This is a genomic window from Arthrobacter sp. Marseille-P9274, from assembly GCF_946892675.1.
In the GTDB taxonomy this organism is placed as follows: Bacteria; Actinomycetota; Actinomycetes; order Actinomycetales; family Micrococcaceae; genus Crystallibacter.
Map to the genome: position 1 here is coordinate 239,156 of NZ_CAMPOV010000003.1, position 22,314 is coordinate 261,469.

20 protein-coding genes are annotated in these 22,314 nt (G+C 67.8%); 12 read left to right on the top strand and 8 right to left on the bottom strand.

Annotation, left to right across the window (positions count from 1 at the left end; genetic code table 11):
• Positions 1-68: 68 nt before the first annotated feature.
• Positions 69-971, top strand: coding sequence for a helix-turn-helix transcriptional regulator (locus OC550_RS18455; protein WP_262107400.1), 903 nt, complete (start codon positions 69-71; stop codon positions 969-971).
• A 328-nt stretch (positions 972-1,299) separates the two neighbouring features.
• Here the strand turns inward: OC550_RS18455 and OC550_RS18460 are convergent, their stop codons facing one another.
• Complete coding sequence (locus OC550_RS18460) at positions 1,300-2,547, bottom strand: MFS transporter (RefSeq protein WP_262107401.1); 1,248 nt, start codon at positions 2,545-2,547, stop codon at positions 1,300-1,302.
• A gap of 247 nt (positions 2,548-2,794) precedes the next feature.
• Here OC550_RS18460 and OC550_RS18465 point away from each other — a divergent pair, with 247 nt between their 5' ends.
• Positions 2,795-3,058: a hypothetical protein gene (locus OC550_RS18465; protein ID WP_262107402.1), complete on the top strand. Its 264-nt coding sequence runs from the start codon at positions 2,795-2,797 to the stop codon at positions 3,056-3,058.
• 381 nt (positions 3,059-3,439) lie between these two features.
• Here OC550_RS18465 and OC550_RS18470 read toward each other — a convergent pair whose 3' ends face one another.
• From OC550_RS18470 to OC550_RS18485, 4 genes are all read right to left on the bottom strand, one after another.
• Positions 3,440-4,210: an SDR family NAD(P)-dependent oxidoreductase gene (locus OC550_RS18470; RefSeq protein WP_262107403.1), complete on the bottom strand. Its 771-nt coding sequence runs from the start codon at positions 4,208-4,210 to the stop codon at positions 3,440-3,442.
• A gap of 147 nt (positions 4,211-4,357) precedes the next feature.
• Complete coding sequence (locus OC550_RS18475) at positions 4,358-4,852, bottom strand: DUF6644 family protein (protein WP_262107404.1); 495 nt, start codon at positions 4,850-4,852, stop codon at positions 4,358-4,360.
• Complete coding sequence (locus OC550_RS18480) at positions 4,845-5,609, bottom strand: hypothetical protein (RefSeq protein WP_262107405.1); 765 nt, start codon at positions 5,607-5,609, stop codon at positions 4,845-4,847. The genes OC550_RS18475 and OC550_RS18480 overlap by 8 nt, the downstream gene beginning before the upstream one ends.
• A gap of 164 nt (positions 5,610-5,773) precedes the next feature.
• Positions 5,774-6,295 carry a cyclophilin-like fold protein gene (locus tag OC550_RS18485; protein ID WP_262107406.1) on the bottom strand — a complete coding sequence of 174 codons (522 nt, stop codon included), beginning with the start codon at positions 6,293-6,295 and terminating at the stop codon, positions 5,774-5,776.
• Between the two features lie 271 nt (positions 6,296-6,566).
• Between OC550_RS18485 and OC550_RS18490 the strand changes: the two genes are divergently transcribed.
• Both OC550_RS18490 and OC550_RS18495 read left to right on the top strand, forming a co-directional pair.
• Positions 6,567-7,652, top strand: coding sequence for an alpha/beta hydrolase (locus OC550_RS18490; RefSeq protein WP_262107407.1), 1,086 nt, complete (start codon positions 6,567-6,569; stop codon positions 7,650-7,652).
• 88 nt (positions 7,653-7,740) lie between these two features.
• Positions 7,741-8,598, top strand: a complete 858-nt coding sequence (locus OC550_RS18495; RefSeq protein ID WP_262107408.1) for an aldo/keto reductase — start codon at positions 7,741-7,743, stop codon at positions 8,596-8,598.
• Positions 8,599-9,110: 512 nt separating this feature from the next.
• Here OC550_RS18495 and OC550_RS18500 read toward each other — a convergent pair.
• Positions 9,111-9,776: a TetR/AcrR family transcriptional regulator gene (locus OC550_RS18500; RefSeq protein WP_262107409.1), complete on the bottom strand. Its 666-nt coding sequence runs from the start codon at positions 9,774-9,776 to the stop codon at positions 9,111-9,113.
• Between the two features lie 144 nt (positions 9,777-9,920).
• Here OC550_RS18500 and OC550_RS18505 point away from each other — a divergent pair, with 144 nt between their 5' ends.
• The 5 genes from OC550_RS18505 to OC550_RS18525 all read left to right on the top strand — a co-directional run bounded on the left by OC550_RS18505 (position 9,921) and on the right by OC550_RS18525 (position 15,865).
• On the top strand, positions 9,921-11,177 hold the full coding sequence (locus OC550_RS18505) for an MFS transporter (protein ID WP_262107410.1): 1,257 nt from the start codon (positions 9,921-9,923) through the stop codon (positions 11,175-11,177).
• A gap of 18 nt (positions 11,178-11,195) precedes the next feature.
• Positions 11,196-12,050 (top strand): aldo/keto reductase, encoded by an 855-nt coding sequence (locus tag OC550_RS18510; RefSeq protein ID WP_262107411.1) that lies wholly within the window; start codon positions 11,196-11,198, stop codon positions 12,048-12,050.
• 35 nt (positions 12,051-12,085) lie between these two features.
• Complete coding sequence (locus OC550_RS18515; protein WP_262107412.1) at positions 12,086-12,982, top strand: aldo/keto reductase; 897 nt, start codon at positions 12,086-12,088, stop codon at positions 12,980-12,982.
• A gap of 116 nt (positions 12,983-13,098) precedes the next feature.
• The gene (locus OC550_RS18520) at positions 13,099-14,187 is read left to right on the top strand and encodes an FAD-dependent monooxygenase (protein ID WP_262107773.1); all 1,089 of its coding nucleotides are present in this window, start codon (positions 13,099-13,101) and stop codon (positions 14,185-14,187) included.
• Positions 14,188-14,737: 550 nt separating this feature from the next.
• A complete protein-coding gene (locus OC550_RS18525; RefSeq protein ID WP_262107774.1) occupies positions 14,738-15,865 on the top strand; it encodes an IS30 family transposase in 1,128 nt (375 codons plus the stop codon).
• Between the two features lie 210 nt (positions 15,866-16,075).
• On the opposite strand, the gene OC550_RS18530 is transcribed toward OC550_RS18525, so the two are convergent.
• Positions 16,076-17,470: an MFS transporter gene (locus OC550_RS18530; protein WP_262107413.1), complete on the bottom strand. Its 1,395-nt coding sequence runs from the start codon at positions 17,468-17,470 to the stop codon at positions 16,076-16,078.
• Between the two features lie 631 nt (positions 17,471-18,101).
• Entirely contained in the window at positions 18,102-18,878 is a 777-nt protein-coding gene (locus OC550_RS18535; RefSeq protein ID WP_262107414.1) for an IclR family transcriptional regulator, read from the bottom strand.
• 162 nt (positions 18,879-19,040) lie between these two features.
• Here OC550_RS18535 and OC550_RS18540 point away from each other — a divergent pair, with 162 nt between their 5' ends.
• From OC550_RS18540 to OC550_RS18550, 3 genes are read left to right on the top strand one after another with little or no spacing between them, the layout of a single operon-like run.
• Positions 19,041-20,261, top strand: coding sequence for an FAD-dependent monooxygenase (locus tag OC550_RS18540; protein WP_262107415.1), 1,221 nt, complete (start codon positions 19,041-19,043; stop codon positions 20,259-20,261).
• Entirely contained in the window at positions 20,261-21,334 is a 1,074-nt protein-coding gene (locus OC550_RS18545) for a maleylacetate reductase (protein WP_262107416.1), read from the top strand. Before OC550_RS18540 ends, OC550_RS18545 begins: the two co-directional genes overlap by 1 nt.
• Positions 21,335-21,345: 11 nt before the next feature.
• The gene (locus tag OC550_RS18550; RefSeq protein WP_262107417.1) at positions 21,346-22,272 is read left to right on the top strand and encodes a dioxygenase; all 927 of its coding nucleotides are present in this window, start codon (positions 21,346-21,348) and stop codon (positions 22,270-22,272) included.
• Positions 22,273-22,314 lie beyond the last annotated feature (42 nt).

Consider the following 22,314-nt stretch of genomic DNA (forward strand, 5'->3'; position numbering starts at 1 on the left):
AGTCCCAGGTTGATAGGGATACTGCGAGAGGCTCCCTCGTAGGTAGCCCAGGAATTACCGTTGATTGCATGGACAATAGGGCGGAAGTGCGTGAGTTCCTGACCTCCCGGCGGGCGCGGGTTGAGCCGAAGGACGTCGGTCTGCCTGCGGGCACGAACCGGCGAGTGGCGGGCCTGCGGCGCAGCGAAGTGGCAACCCTCGCCAGCGTCAGCGTGGAGTACTACACCAAGCTGGAGCGCGGTGCGATCAGCGGCGCGTCTCCGGAGGTCCTCGATGCCATCGCCAAGGCGCTGCGGCTGGATGACGCCGAGCGGGCGTACCTGTTCGACCTCGCCCACGCGGCAAGTCCCGTGGCGCGGCCGCCGCGCCGCCGCAGTTCGAAGCGCTGGACGCCGCACCCGAGCCTGCAGTGGACTCTGGACGCTGTCACCGTTGGTCCTGCGTTCGTCAGGAATGGCCGGATGGACCTGCTCGCTGCGAATGCGCTGGGCCGGGCGTTTTACAAGGATGCCTACGACATGCCGGGCCAGCCGCCGAACATTGCCAGATTCACCTTCCTGGATCAGCGTTCCTACGACTTCTACCCGGACTGGGATGCGTTTGCCGAGATCACTGTGTCGATCCTGCGCACCGAGGCCGGCCGCGACCCGCACAACAAGGAACTGCACGACCTGATCGGGGAGCTCTCGACCAGGAGCGAGGAGTTCCGCCGGTTGTGGGGCGCGCACGACGTCCGCCACCACGGCACAGGTTTCAAGACCTTCCACCACTCGGTTGTCGGCGAGATGACGCTGGCCTATGAGGGCATGGAGATGGAGTCCGAGCCCGGGCTGACACTTACCATCTACGCGGCCGAGCCGGGCTCGCCGTCGGCTGAGCGGATGCAGCTGCTCGCCTCGTGGGCTGCCAGCGAGGAGCGCGAGGCGGCGGCGCCCGTCGCGGGTGAGCAGCGCACCGAGTCCAGCAGCTGACTCGAGACCAGGAGACGCCCGCGCGCGTGGAGTGCGCGCTGTCCCTGAAGGGGTCCCGCGCGCCGACGCTCGGCAACCGGGCGAGATCGGCTTAGAACTCGCCGGGTTCGAGCCTGGTCCTCTACTACGCCTGGTCAGGGTGGGCTGCTTCGAACTGCCCCTTGAACGGCTGCGGGGTGCTGCCCGACGGCACGCGGATCGCGATGGGCCGCGGAGCAGTAGATTCCCGCCTGCGCCCGGGCCGTGCAGGGGAAGAAGGGGCGCCTCGTCTCGCGGGCAGCGAGACGAGGCGTCGTCGTTAATCGGTCCGGCACGGGCGGCGGGGGCCTCAGGTGTCGACGGCGACAGGGTCGCCTATGGGCCGAGCGTTTCCGGCGCGCGGGTGTTCCGCGCGGCGGTCCTTGACGAGGAGGGCGGTCAGCGGCAGGAAGTAGAGCACCGCGATCGCGGCCCCGACGACCACGGGACCGGTCGCGCCGAGCGCGGACTCCAGAGCGAACCCGGCGATCCAGGAGCCGACCGCGGTGCCGACGTTGAACGAGGAGGTGCTCAGCGCGGAGGCCAGCGTGGGAGCTTCGTCCGCGTAGCCGACGGCTTTGCCGATCAGGATCGGGTTGGTCGACATGCCGAACAGGCCCAGCAGGAACGCCAAGACCAAAGTGGGGATCGGCAAGTGGGAGAACAGCGCCAGGCCCACAAGGACCAGGAAGGTCGCCGCGGCGGAGGTGAACAGCACGCCGTAGGGGCGGTGGGTGCCGAGCCGGCCGCCGAGGTTGGAACCGATCAGCGCACCGACGCCGTAGGCCAGCAGTACCAGCGGGACGGCCGAGGCCGCCATGCCGGTGTTCTCGGTCAGCAGCGGGGAGATGAAGCTGTAGGCGGCCAGGGACGAGCCGCAGACGATGGCCGCGCCGCCGAGGACGAGCCAGATGCGCACGTCGCGCAGGCCGGCGATCTCGGCCTTGACCGAGGGCACCGGGCCTCCCGCGGGCTCGACGGGCACCTGCTTGAGGATCGGGAGCACGGCGATCAGCGCGAGGGCGGCCAGCGCCCAGAACGGGCCGCGCCAGCCGATGGCCTGCCCGGCGAACGCTCCCAGCGGCACGCCGACGACATTGGCGAGCATGCCTCCGCCCAGCACGATGCCGAGCGCACGTGAGCTCAGCCGCGGCCCTACGGCCTTCGCGGCCACGACGGCGGCGACGGCCCAGAACGCACCGGTGGCCAGTGCGGTAACGAAGCGCATGCCGAGAATCAGGGGGAAGCTGGGCGTCAGCGCCACGACGACGTGTCCGACCGCGAACACGGCCAGGGAGAGGCAGAGCGCGAGGCGGCGCTGCAGCTTCAGCGTGGCGATCGCCATCATCGGCGTGCCGATGATCATCCCGATCGCGAACACGGTGATCATCAGTCCCGCGTCGGCGACGCCGATTCCGATGTCGGCGGCGATTCCGGGGAGGATGCCCGCGACGATGAACTCGGTGGTGCCCATGAGGAACACCCCGGCGGCGAGGACGTAGATCAGCAGCGGCAGCCGAGGGGTCCCGGCGGTGGGTCGGACGGTTGCTTCAGGCATGACGAAAGAGTGTCCTTCGGACGGGGGAACGGTTTGTGCGGGGCGGGAGCGGCGTCGGTGGCTCGGTCGGAGCGGGCGCCGCGGCGGTGGCCACGATCCATGTGACCACGTCTCCTCCGCGCGAGGGAGTGCCTGCTGATGGAGGTACTCGCAGGGACTCCCGCACGTCTGGCCGGATGCCGACGGGCCGGTCGCCGCCGTCCAACACATCCTGCCCGGCCTGCGCGAATTCGGCCGCGGGACGATTTTGTTCATCAACGGCTCCAGCGCCGTGGCCCCGAACGGGAACGTGACCGGCACGTCGGTCGCCTTCGCCGGGGAGAGCGCCCCCGCCCAGATGCTCCACGACGCCCTCGCGCCCGAGAGGATAAACGTCGCCCAGCTGATCATTCCGCGCGGCATCGGCGGCGGCGAGCCCGACCACGAGCCCGACGCCCTGGCCGAGCGGATCTTCTCCCTGCACCGCGACCGAGGCGCGTTCCGCTCCTTCGTCGGCGACGAGAGCGTATGAGGGCTTCCTCGCGGACCGTCGCGGAGCATTCGCCCTCCTCGCGCCCCTCGTGGCCGCGGCAGTGCTGGCCGGCTGCATGAGCAGCCCCGACGAGCCGCCGTCCGGAAGGTCGGGCGAGGCGTCAATGTCCTCGTCGAAGCCGGTTATGTTCGACGACAGCCCCTGGGCGCGTGCTCGACACCACGAAGCCGCAGCGCCTCTCCGACGCCGCGGCGGGCTCCGGCATCCTGCTGACGCGCGCGAGCGGTACGGGCTGATCCAGGCTGCGAGGCACAACGTTCCCTGAGATCCACCGTGCGAACAATCTGTGCGTGGCAAAGGAAGAGCCCCGAGTCCGGCTGGACTCGGGGCTCTTCCGGCGTCAGGCTCTGACCGGAGCGGTCACTGGGCGGTGTGGCCGGCGTCGACGGGCAGGGCCGCGCCGGTAACGTAGCTAGCGGCGTCGGAGCACAGCCACAGGACTGCGGCGGCGATCTCGTCGGGGCGGCCGAGGCGGCCCAGCGGCACGCCCGCCGCGGCGGCGTCGCGGTCGAGCTCGCCGCCGGCGGCCATCCGGACCACCATCGGGGTCTCGATGGTTCCCGGGCAGACGGCGTTGCAGCGCACGCCGTGCTTCCCGTATTGCAGGGCGACGCTCTTCGTGGCACCGATGACGCCGTGCTTGGTGGCGTGGTAGGTGCTGCGGCCGTCGCCGCCGACCAGGCCGCCGAGGGAGGAACAGTTCACGATCGCGCCGGAGCCCTGCTCGCGCATCTGCTTCAGCTCGTGCTTCATCGAGGCCCAGACGCCCTTGAGGTTGACCGCAACGATCTTGTCGAAGGCCTCTTCGGTCTCGTCGGCAGAGTCGACCGGGGGCAGCATGATGCCGGCGTTGTTGAACGCCATGTCCAGACTGCCGAATGCGTCGACGGTGGTGCGGACGGCGGCGGAGACCTGGTCCTCGTCGGTGACGTCGCATGCGATCGCGATGGCCTTCAAGGCCTTGCCGGTCAGCTCGTCGGCGAGGGCCTTGGCGGCATCGGCGTCGCGGTCGACGATGGCGACGTTCGCGCCGGCCTCCGCGAAGGCACGGACGGTGGCTTCCCCCATGCCGGCGCTGCCACCGGTGACGAAGGCGGTCTTACCGGTGAAGTCGTAGGTGAGTTCGGTCATTTGTCTATCCTTACCCTTCACAGTGGTTGTCATGGCGATTTCCTTCTTCGTATCGGATGGGTTCGTTTTCCCGCCGGGTGCGGCGGGAGGAGCAGGATGTTCAGGTCGGCGGTCTGTTCTGCGCGGCTCTGCCGGGTGGAACGACCATCAGACGTAGGCCAGGAATCGTCCTGCGAAGATCACGCCTGTCCACGTCGTCATCGATACGCCCGCCGAGATGCGGGCGGCGACCGGTGTTGGGTCGGCGTCCGCCCACTCGTCGACTCGACGGTGGACGCCGCGGTTGAACACGAGGACGTTCAGCCCGGCCAGGAGCAGGAGTCCGAGCTTCCACGGTGCGGCACCTGAGCCGGCGACACCGACGGCCTGCGCGCTGAACAGCAGTATGCCCGTGACGACTGCGATGGCCAGTCCGAGGTGGGACACGGGCAGGAGATAGCGTGCGGCCCTCGTGACGGGTACCAGAGAACGCCCGACGCCCAGCAGCCGGAGGTCGAACGCGAAGGCCGGGCCGACGAGCACGGCGATCCCGAGGATGTGGAGGCTCTCGAGCGTCGCATACATGAAAGGAGTGGAGCGCACAACATCACCGAGCGCGGAATCCTGCAGCCAGCGCAGGATCGGTTCGATCGATTCAGGCATCCGGGCTCCGTTCGTCCTGGCGGGTGCGGCGGTGCACGTAGAAGACGCCGCCCGCGACCGCCACGACGACCACGGCACCGAACACCGCCCAGACGGCCCACGTCTCCGGGCCGCTGTCATCGGCGATGCGGGCATCCTCTGCCGGAGGGGCTAGCTCTACGGGGTCCTCCGCCGCGGACGGCGCGTCGGCAGGCCCATCGCCTGCCTGGGCATCGCCCGGGAGCGGTGCCCTGACCGGGAGCGTGTTGCCGATCACCTGGTTGACGGGCGCATTGTCGTCTCCGTACCAGAACGCGACCGGACGGAAGAGGCCGTCATCGGTGCTGTTGATGTACCCGACGCCCTGGAAGCGCTCTCCGACCTCCAGGGAGCGGTCCAACCCGTTGCTGCTCGACCACCACGGCGGAGCGATGATGACCTCGAGCTCGTCGTGGGGGCCGCCATACGCGAGAGCCGCCTCGACCCGGATGCTGTCCTCCGGTCCCGACAGCTCCTCAGGGATCGTCAGACCGGGTGTGGTGGCCGGGAGCTGGGCATCCAGTGCCACATCGAAAAGCGAATGCGGATCGCCCCAGCTCCCCTCGGACGAGACGCTGCCGGCGATGTAGACGAGGTCATTGGTCTCGAAGCCGTCCCAGCCGTGGTGTGCGGCGGCCGGTGACGCCGGGACCAGCGCGATCGCTGCCGCGGCGAGGAGAGCCGCCGTGGCCAGAAGGCCGCGGCGGAGTGGTCGGTCGGTGTGTGTGGGGACGGTCAAAATCGTCGATCCTCTCTGTGGGCGGTGTGGCTCTCGTTTGGCGAGCCTGGGGTCCGGGTTCAGCTTTCTGCGGGGAACGCGACGCCGGTCTGCTCGGCGTAGGCGGCCAGGAGGCCTCGCCTGGTCGGGGTCGTCGTCTCGAGCGTCATTCTCATGTCCTTCACTCAGCCGGCGACGGCAAGGGTGACCCGCTGCCCGTCCAGCAGCTTGATCCAGTCGATGTCCTCGGTCTTGCCGATCTTGGTCAGATCGTTCGAAAAGGTGTTTCCCGCGGTGTTGTAGAAGAACCCGAGGTTGCCCCACGGCATGTAGGAGAACAGATCCCCGACCTCCGGGTTCAGGCCCTTGGCGCCGGTGAAGTTCCACTCCCCTGTGGGGGTGGCGACCTTCTCCTTGCCGCCGTAGTCCGAGAACTCGAGGGTCATCGGCAGCATCGCGAGGAAAGACCGGGTCGTGGGATTGTCCTCGTCGATGACGACCTGGACCACCGCGTCGCCGGCGGTGAAGCGCACCCCCGTTCCCACGACGCCCTGGTCCGCAGACGGTTCCTCCGACGTGCCGGAGGAGGGCGCTGCGGTCGGCTCGGCGACGCCGCTTCGGTCTGCACGGGAGTCGGGCTCTCGGCCGAAGGCGCATTGCTGCATCCGGCGAGGAGCAGCGCCGGCGGCTGTTCGGGTCAGTCGCATCGCGGAGTCCTTCCATGTCGGTCCGAGCAGTACTCCACCCATGGAATACGGAGAAGAGATTCAGCGGGAGTCTCTGTCAAGGGGGGTACCAGGAGAGACTCCCGCTCCCGCGATCGGCGAGGTTCCATGGATGAGCGGAAGAACCGTTCGAAGGCCGAGCATCGGCTCCCGTGCCCGGATCGGAGCACGAGGGCTGCATCAACGCGGCGGCCCCTCAACGTCCACGAACCCAGAAAGGCCAGCCTTGACCTCGAGAGAAACCCGTGAACCGATGAGCGCAGAGCAAGGCGGGCCCGGCCTGCAGCGGCGTCAGCTGTTGAAGCTGACCGGCGCGGCCGTGGCGACCGGAACGCTCGCTGCGGCCGGCGGCACGGCCGCCCACGCCGAGGCGAAGGCCCGTCCCGGAGGCAAGTGGGACAAGACGTTCCCGCGCAGCACGAAGGTCGACCACAAGAAGGTGTCGTTCAGGAACCGGTACGGCATCGAGCTGGTGGCCGACATGTACAGCCCGAAGCGCCGCCGCGGCCGCTCCCGGGCGCTGATCGTCGGGCACCCGTTCGGCGGCGTCAAGGAACAGACCTCCGGCCTGTACGCGCAGACGATGGCCGAGCACGGCTTCATCACGCTGGCCTTCGACGCCTCCTACAACGGCGAGTCCGGCGGGACCCCGCGGCACATCGCCTCCCTCGAAACCTTCGTGGAGGACTTCAGCGCCGCCGTCGACTATCTGGGTACACACCCGGCCATCGACCGCGACCGCATCGGCGTGATCGGCGTCTGCGCCAGCGGCGGGTTCTCCCTGGCCGCGGCTCAGGTCGACCCGAGGCTGAAGGCGGTGGCGACAGTGAGCATGTACGACATGGGTCGCGCCTACCGTGACGGCCAGGGATACGCCCCGATCCCCAGCGAGGCGAACACGCTCGAGGAACGCCAGCGGGCGCTGGCGGAGGCCGCCAAGCAACGCTGGGCCGAGTTCGACGGCGGCGAGGTGCGCTACGGCGGCGGGGACGCGGTGCCATTGAAGCCGTCGATGCAGGCCGCCGCCGACGAGTTCGCCGAGTATTACGCCACCCCGCGAGGTCAGCATCCGCGTTCGCACCCGCTGAGTCTGACCAGCCTCGGCGCGATCACGAGTTTCATGCCGCTGGCCCAGCTTGAGATGACCGCTCCGCGGCCGCTGCTGCTCATCGCCGGGCAGAACGCGCACTCCCGCTACTACAGTGAAGACGCCTACCGGCAGGCCCCGGAGCCTAAGGAACTGCACATCGTCCCCGGTGCCGGCCACGTGGACCTTTACGACAAGGTCGACCTCATCCCGTGGAACAGGCTGACCGGGTTCTTCGACGAGCACCTCTAAGCCGTCGAGACGACATGATCCCCGGGCAGCATCATCATGGTGACGCCGGAGGCCGGCTGAGATCCCGCCCCACGAGAGAAGAGAACGCATGAGCATCCTGAACGAAACGTACACACTGTCGAACGGGGTCAAGATCCCCAAGCTCGGCCTCGGCACCTGGTTCATCAACGACGCCCTGGCCGCGGACGCCGTCCGCGCGGCCGTCGAGATTGGCTACCGCAATATCGACACCGCACAGGCCTACGGCAACGAGCGCGGCGTCGGCGAGGGCGTGCACACCTCCGGCCTGCCCCGGGACGAGTTGTTCGTCTCGACCAAGCTGGCCGCCGAGATCAAGGACTACGACCAGGCGGTTGCCGCGATCGACGGGTCGCTTCAGAAGCTGGGTCTGGACCACATCGACCTGATGCTGATCCACAGCCCGCAGCCGTGGGAAGACTTCCGCGGCGGTGACTACGCCGAGGGCAACCGCCAGGCCTGGCGTGCGCTGGAGGAGGCGCACGAAGCCGGCAAGATCCATTCCATCGGGGTGTCCAACTTCCTGCAGACGGACCTGGAAAATATCCTGTCGGACGCAAAGATCGTCCCGCACGTGAACCAGCTGCTCGTGCACGCGGGCAACACGCCCTCTGAGCTCCTGTCCTACTGCGAGGACAAGGGCATCCTCGTCGAGGCGTACTCGCCGATCGCCCACGGCGCGATCCTGGACCACGCCGACGTGAAGGCCTTGGCCCGGAAGTACAGCGTGTCCGTGCCGCAGCTGTGCATCGGCTACACGCTGCAGCTGGGCACCGTGTCCCTGCCGAAGACCGCAAACCCGGAGCACATGCGCTCCAACGCCGAGATCAACTTCGTGATCTCGGAGGCGGACATGGAATTGCTGCGGGACCTGCGCGACGTGGACTACGGAGAGCACAGCGCCTTCCCCTTCTACAGCGGCAAATGACAGGGTCCGTCCGGCCCGGGAGCATCCTCACTGTGATCCCGCGCTGATACGGCACCGCACTCTCCCGGGATCTCTCCGATCGTGTTCGAAGAGATCCCGGGAGGGAGTCTCGGCTCCTGCAACGGCGGTCAATTGATGTCGCCATTACCCGGTCCACTACCCCTAATGTCGCGTTAGTCGGTCCCCCACCACGATGCTAGAACTCGAGAACTTACGCATTGGCCTGAATGGTCAGCGGGCGGCTTTGCGCCAACCCTGCCGGCCTTCGAACCGTTCCCACGGGCATGGTGCAGCGAGACGCTCGCCTGAACATAGTCACAGGTGTTTTAGGATGGCCGGGCCTCGTTGAGCCCACCTCCCGGCGGGTCGCCTGCGCCCGATTCCGAGGGCGCGGAGGGAACGCAGGGTCAGCGGGCGCCGGACCTGGTGATCCCGGTTTGCCGGCCGCCTCCGTTGCCGTTTCATAATGCGGTGGGCTGGCGGCGGTCACTGCCCCGTGGTGGGATGAGGCGTCAGCCGTGGGCGCGGGGCCGGAGCAGTGTATGCATCTCAGGGGTGCTCAGGGCCGGAACGGGGAGCGCCGATTGTCCGGACGCCGGCGCCCGCAGTCCGTCCAGCATGATCCATAGGTAGCGCCGGTACAGCTGGCCGGTATCGCTGCGCCCCTCGGGCACGGTCCCGTCCCGGACCGTGCCGGAGATGCTGGTGAGGCCGATCTGGAGGAAGATCAGGTCGGTTCCGGTGACGTCCCGGCGCAGGAGGCCGGCCTCGCGTGCCCGGTCGGCGACCTGGTTGACCAGGGGGGCGAGCCGGTCGCGCTGCCGGTCGTAGTGGTCGGGCCAGGTACGGCCGGCCAGCATCTGGGCCATGCCCAGGTCCTGGGCCTGGGCCGCCAGGGAGCGTTCGAGGTAGAGCACGAGCCCGTCCCACGGGTCCGGCGCGGCCAGGGCCTCGCGCAGGATCGCCTCCAGTTCGTCGACCTGCCGGCGCCAGATCGCCTCGATCAGCTCTTCCTTGTTCGCAAATCGCCGGTAGGCCGTGCCGACGCCGACCCCTGCGTGGTGGGCCACGTCGTTGAGCGTGGCGTCCAGCCCCCGCCGGGCGAACAGGTCCCGGCCCGCGGCGATCAGGCGCTCCCGGTTGCGTGCCGCGTCCTTGCGCAGTGTCTGTTCCGTCATGTCCCCAGTCTACAAGCGGATGCCGAGCATCCGTTTATTTGCTATGATTGCAATCGGATATAACGCATCCGCTTCTGGCAGGGCAATACCCGCCGCGCATCTGCGTCACCACAGATTCCCCCTCCGCATGATCGAAAGGCTCCTGTGACCTCACCAACCGACCGGGCCGCGACCGAGCGGTTCCCGTGGCTGGCGATCCTGGTGCTGGCCTCCGCCGGGTTCCTCGCCCTCGCGGTCGAACTCAGCCCCGCCGGACTCCTGACCCGGATCGCCCCGGACCTGAACGCCAGTGTGGCGATGGCGGGATCACTGACGGCCCTGTACTCGCTGGGCAACGCGATCCTCGCTCTGCCGCTGACCTCGCTGGCGGTGCGGTTCTCCCGCCGCTTCTCCCTGGCCGGCACCCTGCTCGTCTTCGTCGCGGGCAACGCACTGGTCGTCTTCGCCTCGGACTTACTTCCGGCCCTGGCGGGCCGGTTCATCTCCGGTGGGGCACACGGGCTACTGATGTCCCTGGCCCCGGCGGCCGCGATCGGTGTCGCAGGCCTCGAGCATGAACGCCGCGCCCTGAGCATCGTGATCGGCGCGAACACCGTGGGCATCGCCCTGGGCGCCCCGCTGGCTTCCCTGGTCGGCACCGCTCTGGGATGGCGGGCCACATTCATCAGCGCGGCGCTGCTGGCCCTGGTGTGCGCGCTGCTGCTGGCGGCGAAGATTCCGCCGCTGCGGGCCGGGCAGACCCGGCAGATGCCGCTGAGCCAGGCGATCCGCCAGCCGGGCGTGTTCCGCATCGGCGCGGGATGGATGCTGATGATGCTCGCCTACATGGCCGTCCTCACCTACATCGACCCCTACCTCGCCGCACTCGGGGCGCCACCGCTGCTGACGATCCTGTCACTGTTCGTCTTCGGCACCGGCGGCGTCGCCGGCGTGTGGCTCGCCGGGCAGATCGCGGCCCGCTCCCGCCTGGCCGCACTCCTGTCCATGCCGCTGCTGATGGCCGCGACCCTGCTGCTCATGTCGATCGGGCTCACGAGCATCCCGGTCATCCTCGTCTTGCTGTTCGTCTGGGGGATCGGGTTCTCCGGCTTGGTGATGGTCTGGCAGCAGACCCTGCTGCTGGTCGGGTTCCGCTCCCCGGAGAAGTCGATGGGCATCGGCGTCGTCCTGACCCAGGCCGGCATGGCCGCCGGCTCCGCCCTCGGCGGGATCGTCCTCGACCGGTTTGGCGTCATGGCCACACCCCTGGCCGGCGCGGTCATCACCGTCGCCGCCCTTGCGCTGCTCATCGGCATCAGCCCCATCCTCACCGCGGCCGAGACCGGCAGGCGGGCTGCCGCCGCGGTCGAAACCACCCCGCATACGGACGCCGTCACCGCGGCTGCGTCTATCACCGATTGAGAAGGAGAGACACCTGTCATGGCTGCTACTGTTCCCGCGATCACCCTGAACAACGGCGTGCAGATGCCGAAGCTGGGCCTCGGCGTCTTCCAGATGAGCGACCAGGAAGTCCTCGATACCATACCCGTAGCACTCGACGCCGGGTACCGGCTCATCGACACCGCCTCGCGCTACTACAACGAAAAGGCCCTCGGGCAGGCGCTGGCCCGGACCGACGTGGCCCGTGAGGAGCTGTTCGTCACCACGAAGCTGTGGTTCAAGGACCACGGCTACAAGCAAACCAAGGAAGCGTTCCAGGTATCGCTGGACAACCTGGGCCTGGACTACCTCGACCTGTACCTGATCCACCAGCCCTTCGGTGACTACTACGGCTCCTGGCGGGCGATGGAGGAGCTGCTCGACGAGGGCCGTATCCGCGCAATCGGCGTGTCGAACTTCTTCGACGACCGGTACGCCGACCTCGTCGCGCACCACCGCGTCGTGCCGGCAGTGAACCAGCGCGAGACGCACCCGTTCAACCAGCAGACCGCCACCCAGGAGCTCCTCGCGAAGCACGGCACGGTCCTGCAGGCGTGGGGTCCGCTCGGCCAGGGGAACCCCGAGATCCTGGGCCACCCGGTGCTCGCCGAGATCGCCGAGGCGCACGGACGGAGCCTGCCCCAGGTCATCCTGCGCTGGCTCGTCCAGCGCGGCGTCGCCCTGGTCGCCAAGTCCACCCGCATCGAGCGGCTGCGCCAGAACGCGGCCGTCTTCGACTTCGAGCTGACAGACGAGGAGATGGCCCGGATCGCCGCCCTCGACCAGAGGAAGGCCGGCGGCGAGTTCGACCACCGTGACCCGCGCATGCTCGAACTGCTCCTCACCCTCGACTGAACACCGCCCACCACGTCCGACAGGAGACGCGAACCATGACCGACACAACTCCACGACTGGACCTGAACAACGGGGTGGCCATGCCCGCGCTGGGCTTCGGTGTCTTCCAGTCCGCCCCGGAAGAGACCGCCAGAGCCGTCGAGACGGCGCTGCGCACCGGCTACCGCCACGTCGACACCGCCGCCGCGTACTTCAACGAGCGGGAGGTCGGCGAGGGCCTGCGCCGCTCCGGCCTCGACCGGGACGAGGTCTTCCTCGAGACCAAGGTCTGGCTCAACGACTACGGGTACGACGCGACCCGCCACGCGTTCGAGAAGTCCGCCGGGAAGCTCGGCGTCGAGACCATCGACCTGCTGATCCTGCACCAGCCGATGCCGTCTCGGTTCGACCTGACCGTTCAGGCCTACAAGGGCCTGGAGTCCCTCCTCGCCGATGGCAGGGTCCAGGCCATCGGTGTCAGCAACTTCATGCCCGAGCACCTCGACAGGCTCCTCGCCGAGACCGAGGTGGTCCCGGCCGTCAACCAGGTCGAGGTGCACCCGTACTTCCGGCAGGCCGCCGTCCAGGAGGCCAACCAGAAGCACGGCGTCCTGACCCAGGCGTGGTCGCCGATCGGCGGGATCACGTTCTACCCCGGCTGGAACGAGGACGGCCGCAGCACCCTGGAGGACCCGACGATCCGCGGGATCGCCGAGCGGCACGGCAGGACTCCGGCGCAGGTGATGCTGCGCTGGCACCTCGACCAGGGCCGCCAGGCCATCCCCAAGTCCACCAACCCGGCCCGCATCGCGGAGAACCTCGACGTCTTCGGCTTCGAGCTGACCGCCGACGAGCTCGCCGCGATTGACGCCCTCGACACCGGCGTCCGCGGCGGCCCCGACCCGGAGTCGATCACCATCGCCCAGCACGGCGCGGAGATCCCCGAGGCCTGAGCACGGGCACCGCCGACGAGGGCCGCACGGATCGCACGGTCCGCGCGGCCCTCTCTCCTTCTCCCCATGAACGAAAGGACTTCCTTGAACAATCCCGGCGTCGCCCCTTGGCCGACGTGCTGATCGCCGGCGGGTCCCTGGCCGGCCTCATGGCCGGCATCGGGCTCGCCCGGCAGGGCCACCGAATCACGCTCCTCGAGCGCGCCGACCGGCACCGCCCCTCCGGGGCGGCGCTCTCGGTCAGCGAGGCGGCGCTGCGCACGATCCTCGGCCCCGAGCACGCCCGCGCCGCGGTCCGCATGGCCGCACCCCGCGACGGCGAGGCCGCATCCGCCGTGCCCTCGACCTGGGCCGGCCTGTACGAGGGGCTGTGCCGGGCCGCGGAGAGCGAACCGCGAATGACCATGCGCCACCGCGCCCGTGTCGCCGAGGTCGGCCAGGACCGCGGCGGTGTCTGGGCGCGCACCGACGACGGGCACCGCCACAGGGCGGACGTACTGATCGGCGCGGACGGGCACCGCAGCCTGGTACGCCGTACCGTCGCCCCGGAGCGCCCGGACGCGTCCTTCGCCGGCTACGTGCTCTGGCTCGGTGTCGCGGCCGAACGCGACCTGGACTACGCGGGCCGGTGGCCGGGCGGGCTCGACATCCGCCACACCGGAAACCACGTGCTGCTGGGCTACCCACTGGCCGGTCCCGACGGTTCCACCGCTCCCGGGCACCGGCGGCTGGGCTGGGCCTGGTACGACGGCACCCGCAACGCGCTCTTCCGCCGGCTCGGCGCCGTCCGAGGCCAGATCGCGCACCACTCACTACGGTCAACAGACCTGGACAAGGGCGTGCGTGACGGGCTCGCCCGCGAAGCAGCGAAGCGGTGGCCACGCCCGTGGCGGGACGCAATCGGCAACTCCATCGACCGGATCGACTTCGTGGGCACCCCGATCGCCGAGTACGTCCCGGACCGGCTCGTCAACGGCCGCATGGTCCTCGTCGGCGACGCCGCCCACGTGCCCACCCCGATGACCGGCCGCGGTTTCGGCACCTCCCTCGACGACGCCGAAGCACTCGCCCGCCACCTCCGCGACACCGACGGGAGCCAAGCACCGCACGCGCTGGCAGCATACGAAGCCGAACGGCTCGCGCCGGCACAGAACCTCGTCCTGTCAGGGCAGGGGTTCAGCCGATCCTTCGCCCGCCCGGCGTAGACACCCGGCACCGGACCAACCCTGCACCCACGGCACAGGAGTCCAGACGAGGATGCCGGACCTGCCTGCGGCAGGCATCCGATGCCGATGCTTCGCTCTCGCCCAGCTGGCCGAACCGATTGGCCAGGTCCGCAGAGGCCGCCCGAACCATTGCGTACACCTGGCTGCCATGCACACGGTACACACCCGGCTCCTGTTTGGGCCCCGATACGATCAGGCGACGCAGTCCGGCAAGTACACACCCGGCTCCTGTTTGGGCCCCGATACGATCAGGCGACGCAGTCCGGCAAGTACACGCACGGTGCCGCCAGAGTCTTCGAAGCAGGACCGCGGTCCTCGGCGATCTGCGCTTAACCGCCCGTTGCAACAAAAACGACCCGGGAGAGGCGGCAACGCAGTTAGCCGCGATCGACAGACCAGCCCGCAACCGCTGTCGCACAAGCCGGTGGCGAGTTCAAAGGGTCGTCGCAACGCCGCGTTTTGATGTGAGGTGTTGTGTATGGTTTCCCGACGGGATTTGGCGGGTATGCGGGCCGCGTTTTGGGTGTTGATGGCCGGGGGTTCCACATTGACTGCGGCGTGTGATGCTGTGGGTGTGAACAGACAAACAGGGCGGCGTTGGCGCCTGGCAACCGGCGGACGAATACCGCGGAGACGCCTCAAACCCTCCGGGCGGTATCTGTCATTGGATGAACGGTTGCAGATCGCAGATCTGCGGTTGTCCGGTGCCTCGGTGCGTTCGATTGCCCTCGGGATCGGGAGGTCGGCTTCAACCGTAAGCCGTGAGCTGCGTCGAAACGGCAGCGCCCGTAATGCCTATGCTCCTTATGCCGCGCAGAAGCGGGCAGAGTTCCGCGGACGCCGGCCGAAGGCCAGTAAGTTTGACTATCCCGAGCTGGCATTACTGGTGCAGACCAAACTGTGCGTGAAATGGAGCCCGGAGCAGATCAGTCTCCACCTCGATGAAAATTTTCCCGACCAGAGCCGGATGCGGGTGTCCCACGAAACCATCTACCAGGCCCTGTTTGCTCAGGGGCGCGGCGGGCTGCGCACCGGCCTGCACCAGCATCTGCGCACCGGCCGCGCGGTGAGGCGGCCGCGCGGACGCACCGGAAAACGCCCATCAAAGATCCCTGACATGGTCCTGATCAGTGAACGGCCTGCCGAGGTCGCTGACCGTGCCGTGCCCGGGCATTGGGAGGGCGATCTAGTTCTTGGCTCGAACTGCCGGTCGGCCATCGCCACTCTGGTCGAACGCAAGACCCGCTACGTGATGCTCGTCCATCTCCCTGATGACCACGGCGCCCCGGCCGTCCGTGACGCGCTCCTGGCCGTGATTGCCACCCTCCCGACACACCTGTCCAAGTCCCTGACCTGGGATCAGGGCACCGAGCTGGCCAGGCACCGGGAGATCACCCTGGCTACGAAGATGGACATCTATTTCTGTGACCCGCACAGTCCTTGGCAACGCGGCTCCAACGAAAACGCCAACGGCTTGCTGCGGCAGTACTTCCCCAAAGGGACCGACCTGTCCGTCCACGCCCCGGAGCGTCTGCTGGAAGTTGCAGCCGAACTGAACGACCGGCCCCGCAAGATTCTCGGCGGAATCAGCCCCGCACAAGCCATGCAGCGGCTACTGTTGGACCCCGAAGTGCCCCTCGTTGCAACGACCGCATGAATTCACCCATCCTCCAACACTCCACTCCCCGGCCGGACCCAGTCTCCGACCAGCAATGCCCCCGGTCGACATAGTCACGGTTATCGGTACTTCGCATGCAGCACAGGGCCCGCAGTAGATGAGACCTCCCCGTCGTCCTGCTGTGGGGAGGTCTCATCTACTGACTCTTGATAGTTGCGAGTTCCACTGAAGCGTGACGCGCGAGGCTCCTCAGGCCTTGGTTGATTCCGGAACAGGAAGCGGTGTCGTTTCGTGCTCCTTGGCCTTGGACCATTCGCCGTCGCTCTCCCTGTCCATGATCTCCTGGTTGTAGCGTGCCTCGGCTTTGCCCCAGCCGCCGGGCAGCAGTGAGACGGAGAGGACCGAGATCGCGGCAATCACCAAGAGGTAGATGACGACGGCGTCGGAGGTACCGAAGGCAGCGTACAGCGAGGTAGCGATCATCGGGGCGAAGGCTGGGCCGGCGATCTGCGAGATCGTATAACCCACCGAGGCTCCGGTATACCGGACCTCCCGGCTGAACACCATGGAGAACAAGGAACCGGTGGTGCCGCAGGCAGGGGCGGTGGCGATGCCGTACATGACGACCACACCGGCGACGAAGCCGGGGACGGCACCGGAATTTATTAGCATGAAGCCCGGCACAATGGTCAGCAGGATCATCAGCGCCCCCAGGAAGTAAACCGTCTTGCGCCCCCAGGTGTCAGAGACCGCCCCGAAGACGGGGGTCAGCACCGCCGCGACGACAGCGCCGACGAGTACCCCCATCAGGGTGTCGCCGCGTTGCAGGCCGACAACAGTGGAGCCGTAGTTCACCAGGTAGCTCATCGCGATGTACGCGATAACGCCCTGAGACAGGTAGGTACCGGCAATGAGGAAGATCTCCTTGGGATGCCGTTTAAAGGCCTCGACCAGCGGCACCTTGACGAGGGACTGCTTCTCGCGTGCGGCGGCGAAGGCCGGGGACTCGGCGATGCTCATACGGATGACCAGCCCGACGAGTACCAGCAGGGCGCTGGCCAGGAATGGGAGGCGCCAGCCCCACGAGAGGAACTGCTCATCGGGGAGATTCGAGATGGCGAGGAAGGACACCGTGGCGAGGGCCACGCCGACGGGGGCACCGGTTTGCGGGAAGGATCCGTAGAAGCCTTTCCGGCCTTTCGGCGCGTGTTCCACGGCCATCAGGACAGCGCCGCCCCATTCGCCCCCGACCATCAGGCCCTGGAATAGGCGTAGAACGGTCAGCAGGATCGGGGCGAGGAGGCCGATCTGCGCATAGGTCGGCATCAGGCCCATGCCTAGGGTGGCCAAGCCCATGCCGACGAGTGAGATGACCAGCATCTTCTTGCGGCCGACGCGGTCGCCGAAGTGCCCGAACAGGACACCGCCCAGGGGGCGGGCCAGGAACCCCACCCCCAGGGTGGCAAAGGCCAGCAGGGTACCGACCACCGGGCTGGTTTGCGGGAAGAACAGCTGCGGGAAGACAAGGGCCGCCGCAGTGCCAAAGATGAAGAAGTCGTAGTACTCGATGCTGGTGCCGATGAAACTGGCCAATGCCACCTTGACGGGCGATGAGTGCCTCGTCGAGTCCTTTTCGCTGCTCATGGGTTGTCCTTTGGTACTTGCCGTGATCGACATCTGAATTGAGGGGGACGACGCCGCTCGCTGGTGCCGAGTGCGTTTCCAGAGGGGAAACGGCTGTCGGGACCTTGACAGTCCCCAGGGCTGGTACGTCCGTGTGATCAGGGTTCCATGAGGTACATCACATCGGAGCTGTATGTTCACTCAATGAACACTGGATTGCGGGGAGCAGAATGCCGTGGCATCCGGATCCGTCAGAAGCAACAGTTGGCAGCTCTCCGCGGTCCATAGCAGTTCACGTTCTTCGCTCCCGCGGCCCAGGCAGCCCAAGCAGGGAGACACCGGCTACTCGGCGGCAACCGGGAACCGTGCAAACGGTGCCCCCCGCCACAAACGGCACGTGGACCGACCTTGATCCCTGCGGGGGTTCCACTCGGGTGTGCTCCCAACTGGCTCCTCGCCGGGGAGCTCCAGGACCGCGGCAAGCCGGTCTTCCCCTCCACAGATCGCAGCCCGCGTGCCCGCCGGCTCGCGCCCAGGCGTCGAAGCGGTTCTTACCTCATTACTATCGACGTGACCGCAGGCGCATCTGCCGCTTTTTCCGCTGAAGCTCCCGAAGCCAGCCAGCTGCACCTCTACCCCTGCGGGCTTGGTTCTAGCCCTTACCTACCGAGGGTCGCGCTCTGCGCAAGCCGCGCGATATTCCCCTGCCGGCAGTAACCAGGGCGGGGACAACGGAATTCAGGTTGACGGTTCCGGCCGCGACCACGACTGAGAGAGCGGCCACCACTTCCCCCGAGTCATCAAGAATGCGGGTAGCCGCTGATTGTGCGCCAGCGCTGGTTTCTTCCCGGACTATGGCCACACCGGTGCGCCGGCATTCGGCAAGATCGGCGCGCAGCTTTCCAGGGTCGGTTATGGTGGCCGGGGTGTAGGCCTTCAAACCGGAGGCGACCACCTGGTCGAACAGATCCGTCCCGCCATGAGCCAGCAACACTTTTCCGACGCCCGAGCTGTGCAGGGGAAGCCTTCCACCGACTTGGGACACGAGGCCCACTGCGGCCGAGGACGAAAGACGTTCGACGATCACCGCTTCCAGCCCGTCGAGAACAGCAAGCTGCACGTGCTGCCGCAGGGCTTCGTGCAAGTCCTCCATAAAGGGCAGGGCGACGCTGCGCAGCGGCAGGCTGCGCGGCGCGAGAGAGCCCAGTTCCCAAACCTTAATCCCGACCACGAATTTGCCGTCCTCCGCCTGCTCCAGCACGCCTGCTGCAAGCAGCTCCAAAACCATGCGCCGTACTGTCGCATGTGGCATCCGGGTACGGCGGGTAAGGTCAGCCAGGCTCAGTCGGGCATCTCCCGGCCGGAACGCGAACATCACCGCAAGCATTCGCGAGGCGACGCTGCGGCCCGATTCGGTGGTCGAGGGCATAACGGCTCCTGTTCTAGGCCGCCACCAGCCGGCGGAAGAATGTTCATTCACTGAACATCCTAGTACTCGGGCAGGCAGGCCGAGCAGAGGATGGATGCAGTTCGACTGTCCCGGCGCCCGACAACGCGAAGCGCGGGCCCCTTGCGGAAAGGCAGAGTCACCATGACCCTCACAACAGACAACACAACCGGCCCACACGAAATGAGGATTGCCATCCTCGGCGGCGGAATTGGCGGGCTCGCTGCCGCCGCCTTCCTCAACCGCGCCGGGCTGCAGGCCACCGTCTACGAGCAGGCCCCCGAACTCGGCGAGGTCGGAGCCGGGCTGGTCGTTTCCCCCAATGCGGTACGACTGATACGCCGCCTCGGCCACATCGACACGTTCCTGGACAAGGCCGTGCCCCTGGAGGTGGGCTGGGAGTTCCGCCGCTGGGACAACGGCAAGGTCCTCTCGGCCGAGCAGCTCACGGGCAGGTGCGAGGAGCTCTACGGCGAACGCACTTACGTGGCGCACCGCGCCGACCTCCTCGAAGCAGTCAAGGCTGCAGTCCCGGAGCAGTGGCTCCGGCTGGGCAAGCGCTGCGTGAAGGTTAACCCGCACGATGGCGGCGCCGTTCTGAGTTTCGACGACGGAACAACGGCCGATGCCGACATCGTCATTGGCGCGGACGGCGTCCACTCAGTGGTCCGCAGCGTAGTTGCAACTCCCGGGCCGGCCGAATACTCCGGCATGTGTGCGTTCCGGGCAATCGTGCCGGCCGAAGCTGCGCCGGAATTCGCTCGGCGCAAGGCGCAGACGCTGTGGATTGGCCCCGACCACCACTTGGTGCACTACCCCATCTCAGGCGGCCGGGCAGTCAATATCGTTGCCTTCGCCCCGGCTGGTGACTTCACCGATGAGTCCTGGAGCACGAAGGCAACCGTCGATGAACTGCTCGCGGAGTTCGACGGATGGGACCCGCGCCTTACAGAGCTGATCAAAGCCGCAGGTACTCCTGGTCGGTGGGCCCTGCTGGACCGGGCGCCGCTGACCCGCTGGTCCCGGGGCAGGCTCACCCTCCTCGGCGACGCCGCCCATCCCATGTTCCCCTTCTTCGCCCAAGGGGCTGCCCAGGCGATCGAGGACGGCGCCGCCCTCGCCCAGTGCCTGGCCGACGACCTGGGGAACCCGGAGCGCGCCCTGGAAACCTACGAACGGGTTCGCATCGAACGGACCACGAAGATCCAGCAACTCAGCCACGCGCGCAAGGACATCAACCACCTGCCCGACGGCCCGGCCCAACTGAAGCGCGACGCCGGGCTGGCCGAGGGCGACCCGTTGCTCAGGAACGGCTGGCTCTACGGCCATGACGCCGAACTCGCGGTAAAGGAGGCGATGGTCTAATGCTGGTGTTTGAGCATGTGACGTTGGGGCAGCGGGTGCTGTTCGGGACCGGCAAGGCCGCCGAAAACCTCGCATCCGAGGTGTCCCGGTTCGGCGCACAGAAGGTGATGGTGATCGCCAGCGAGTTCGAAGCGGCCATCGCCAGGGAAGTGACTTCCGGCATCGATGCGGCGTTGAATTACGAGGACGTGGCGCCGCACGTGCCGATTGAGAAGGCCGAGAAGGCCCGCGCCGCGGCCGCGGAACATGGCATCGACCTGCTGGTGTGCGTCGGCGGCGGCTCGACCACCGGGCTGGCGAAGGCCATCGCCCTGACCACCGGGATCCCGATCGTCGCGGTCCCGACCACGTACGCCGGGTCCGAGGCCACCAACGTCTGGGGCCTGACCGAGGCGGCCCGCAAGAGCACCGGCGTCGACGACAAGGTCCTGCCCGCCACCGTCATCTACGACGCGAACCTGACCCTCTCACTGCCGGTCGAGCTGTCCGTGGCCTCCGGGCTGAACGGGATGGCGCACTGCATCGACTCGATGTGGGGACCGCGCGTCGACCCGATCAACCAGGCCCTCGCCGCCGAAGGCATCCGCGCCCTCAATGCCGGCCTGCCGGCCATCGTGATGGACCCGGCCGGACTCGAGGGCCGGGAACAGGCGCTCTACGGCGCCTACCTCTCCGCCGTCGCGTTCGCCTCCGCCGGCTCCGGCATGCACCACAAAATCTGCCACGTCCTCGGCGGGACCTGGAACATGCCCCACGCCCAGACCCACGCCACCGTCCTGCCCTACGTGCTCGCGTTCAACACCCCGGCCGCCCCGCAGGCAGCGGAACGGATCACCGCCGCGTTCGGCACCACGGACCCGGTCGACGGACTGAACCGGCTCCGGGAAACCCTCGACGCGCCGACGGCGCTGAAGGACTACGGTTTCACCGAGGAGAACATCGCCGAAGCCGTGGACCTGATCCTGCCCGTCATCCCGGCTTCCAACCCGCGCACCCCGACCGCCGCGAACCTGACCGCGCTGCTGCAGGCGGCGACCGCCGGCGACGACCCCAAGACCCTCACCGACCTCTAAGGCAGGCAGCCATGAACAACGCTCCCACCGACACTGCGGCCACCGGCATCACCCCGGAGCAGTCCCGGGTCGAGCAGGACCTCGTCGACACCGTCGTCGCGTCCTTCGACAACACCCCCGATGAGCGGCTGAAGCAGCTCATGCAGTCCCTCACCCGGCACCTGCACGCCTTCATCCGCGAGGTGAGGCTCACCGAAACCGAGTGGAACAAGGCCATCGAATTCCTCACCGCCGCCGGCCACATCACCGACGACAAACGCCAGGAATTCATCCTGCTCTCCGACGTCCTCGGCGCCTCCATGCAAACCATCGCCGTGAACAACCAGGCCTACGCCGGCGCCGCCACGGCCACCGAAGCCACCGTCTTCGGGCCCTTCTTCACCGAGCACGCCCCGGAAATCCCGCACGGCGGCGACATCGCAGGCGGCGCGCACGGCCAGCCCTGCTGGGTCGAAGGCACCGTCACCGACACCGACGGGACCCCCGTCCCGGGCGCCCGGATCGAGGTCTGGGAAGCCGACGACGACGGATTCTACGACGTCCAGTACACGGACGGCCGGGTCGCCGGCCGCGCCCACCTTTTCTCGGACGCCGACGGCAACTACGCATTCTGGGGCCTCACCCCGACCCCGTACCCGATTCCGCATGACGGTCCGGTCGGGAAGATGCTGGAGTCGGTCGGCCGCTCCCCCGTCCGCGCGTCCCACCTGCACTTCATGGTCACGGCCGAGAACCTGCGCACTCTCGTCACGCACATCTTCGTCGACGGCGACCCGCAGATCGAGATCGGCGACAGCGTGTTCGGCGTCAAGGACTCCCTCATCAAAAAGTTCGACCAGCAGCCCGCCGGCACCCCCACCCCCGACGGCCGCGACCTCGGAAACCAGGCCTGGGCACGTACCCGCTTCGACATCGTCCTCGCACCCAAAGACGCCTAGGTTCGCGCTGCGGTGCTGCATTGTGGGGTCCGGCTACAGCCG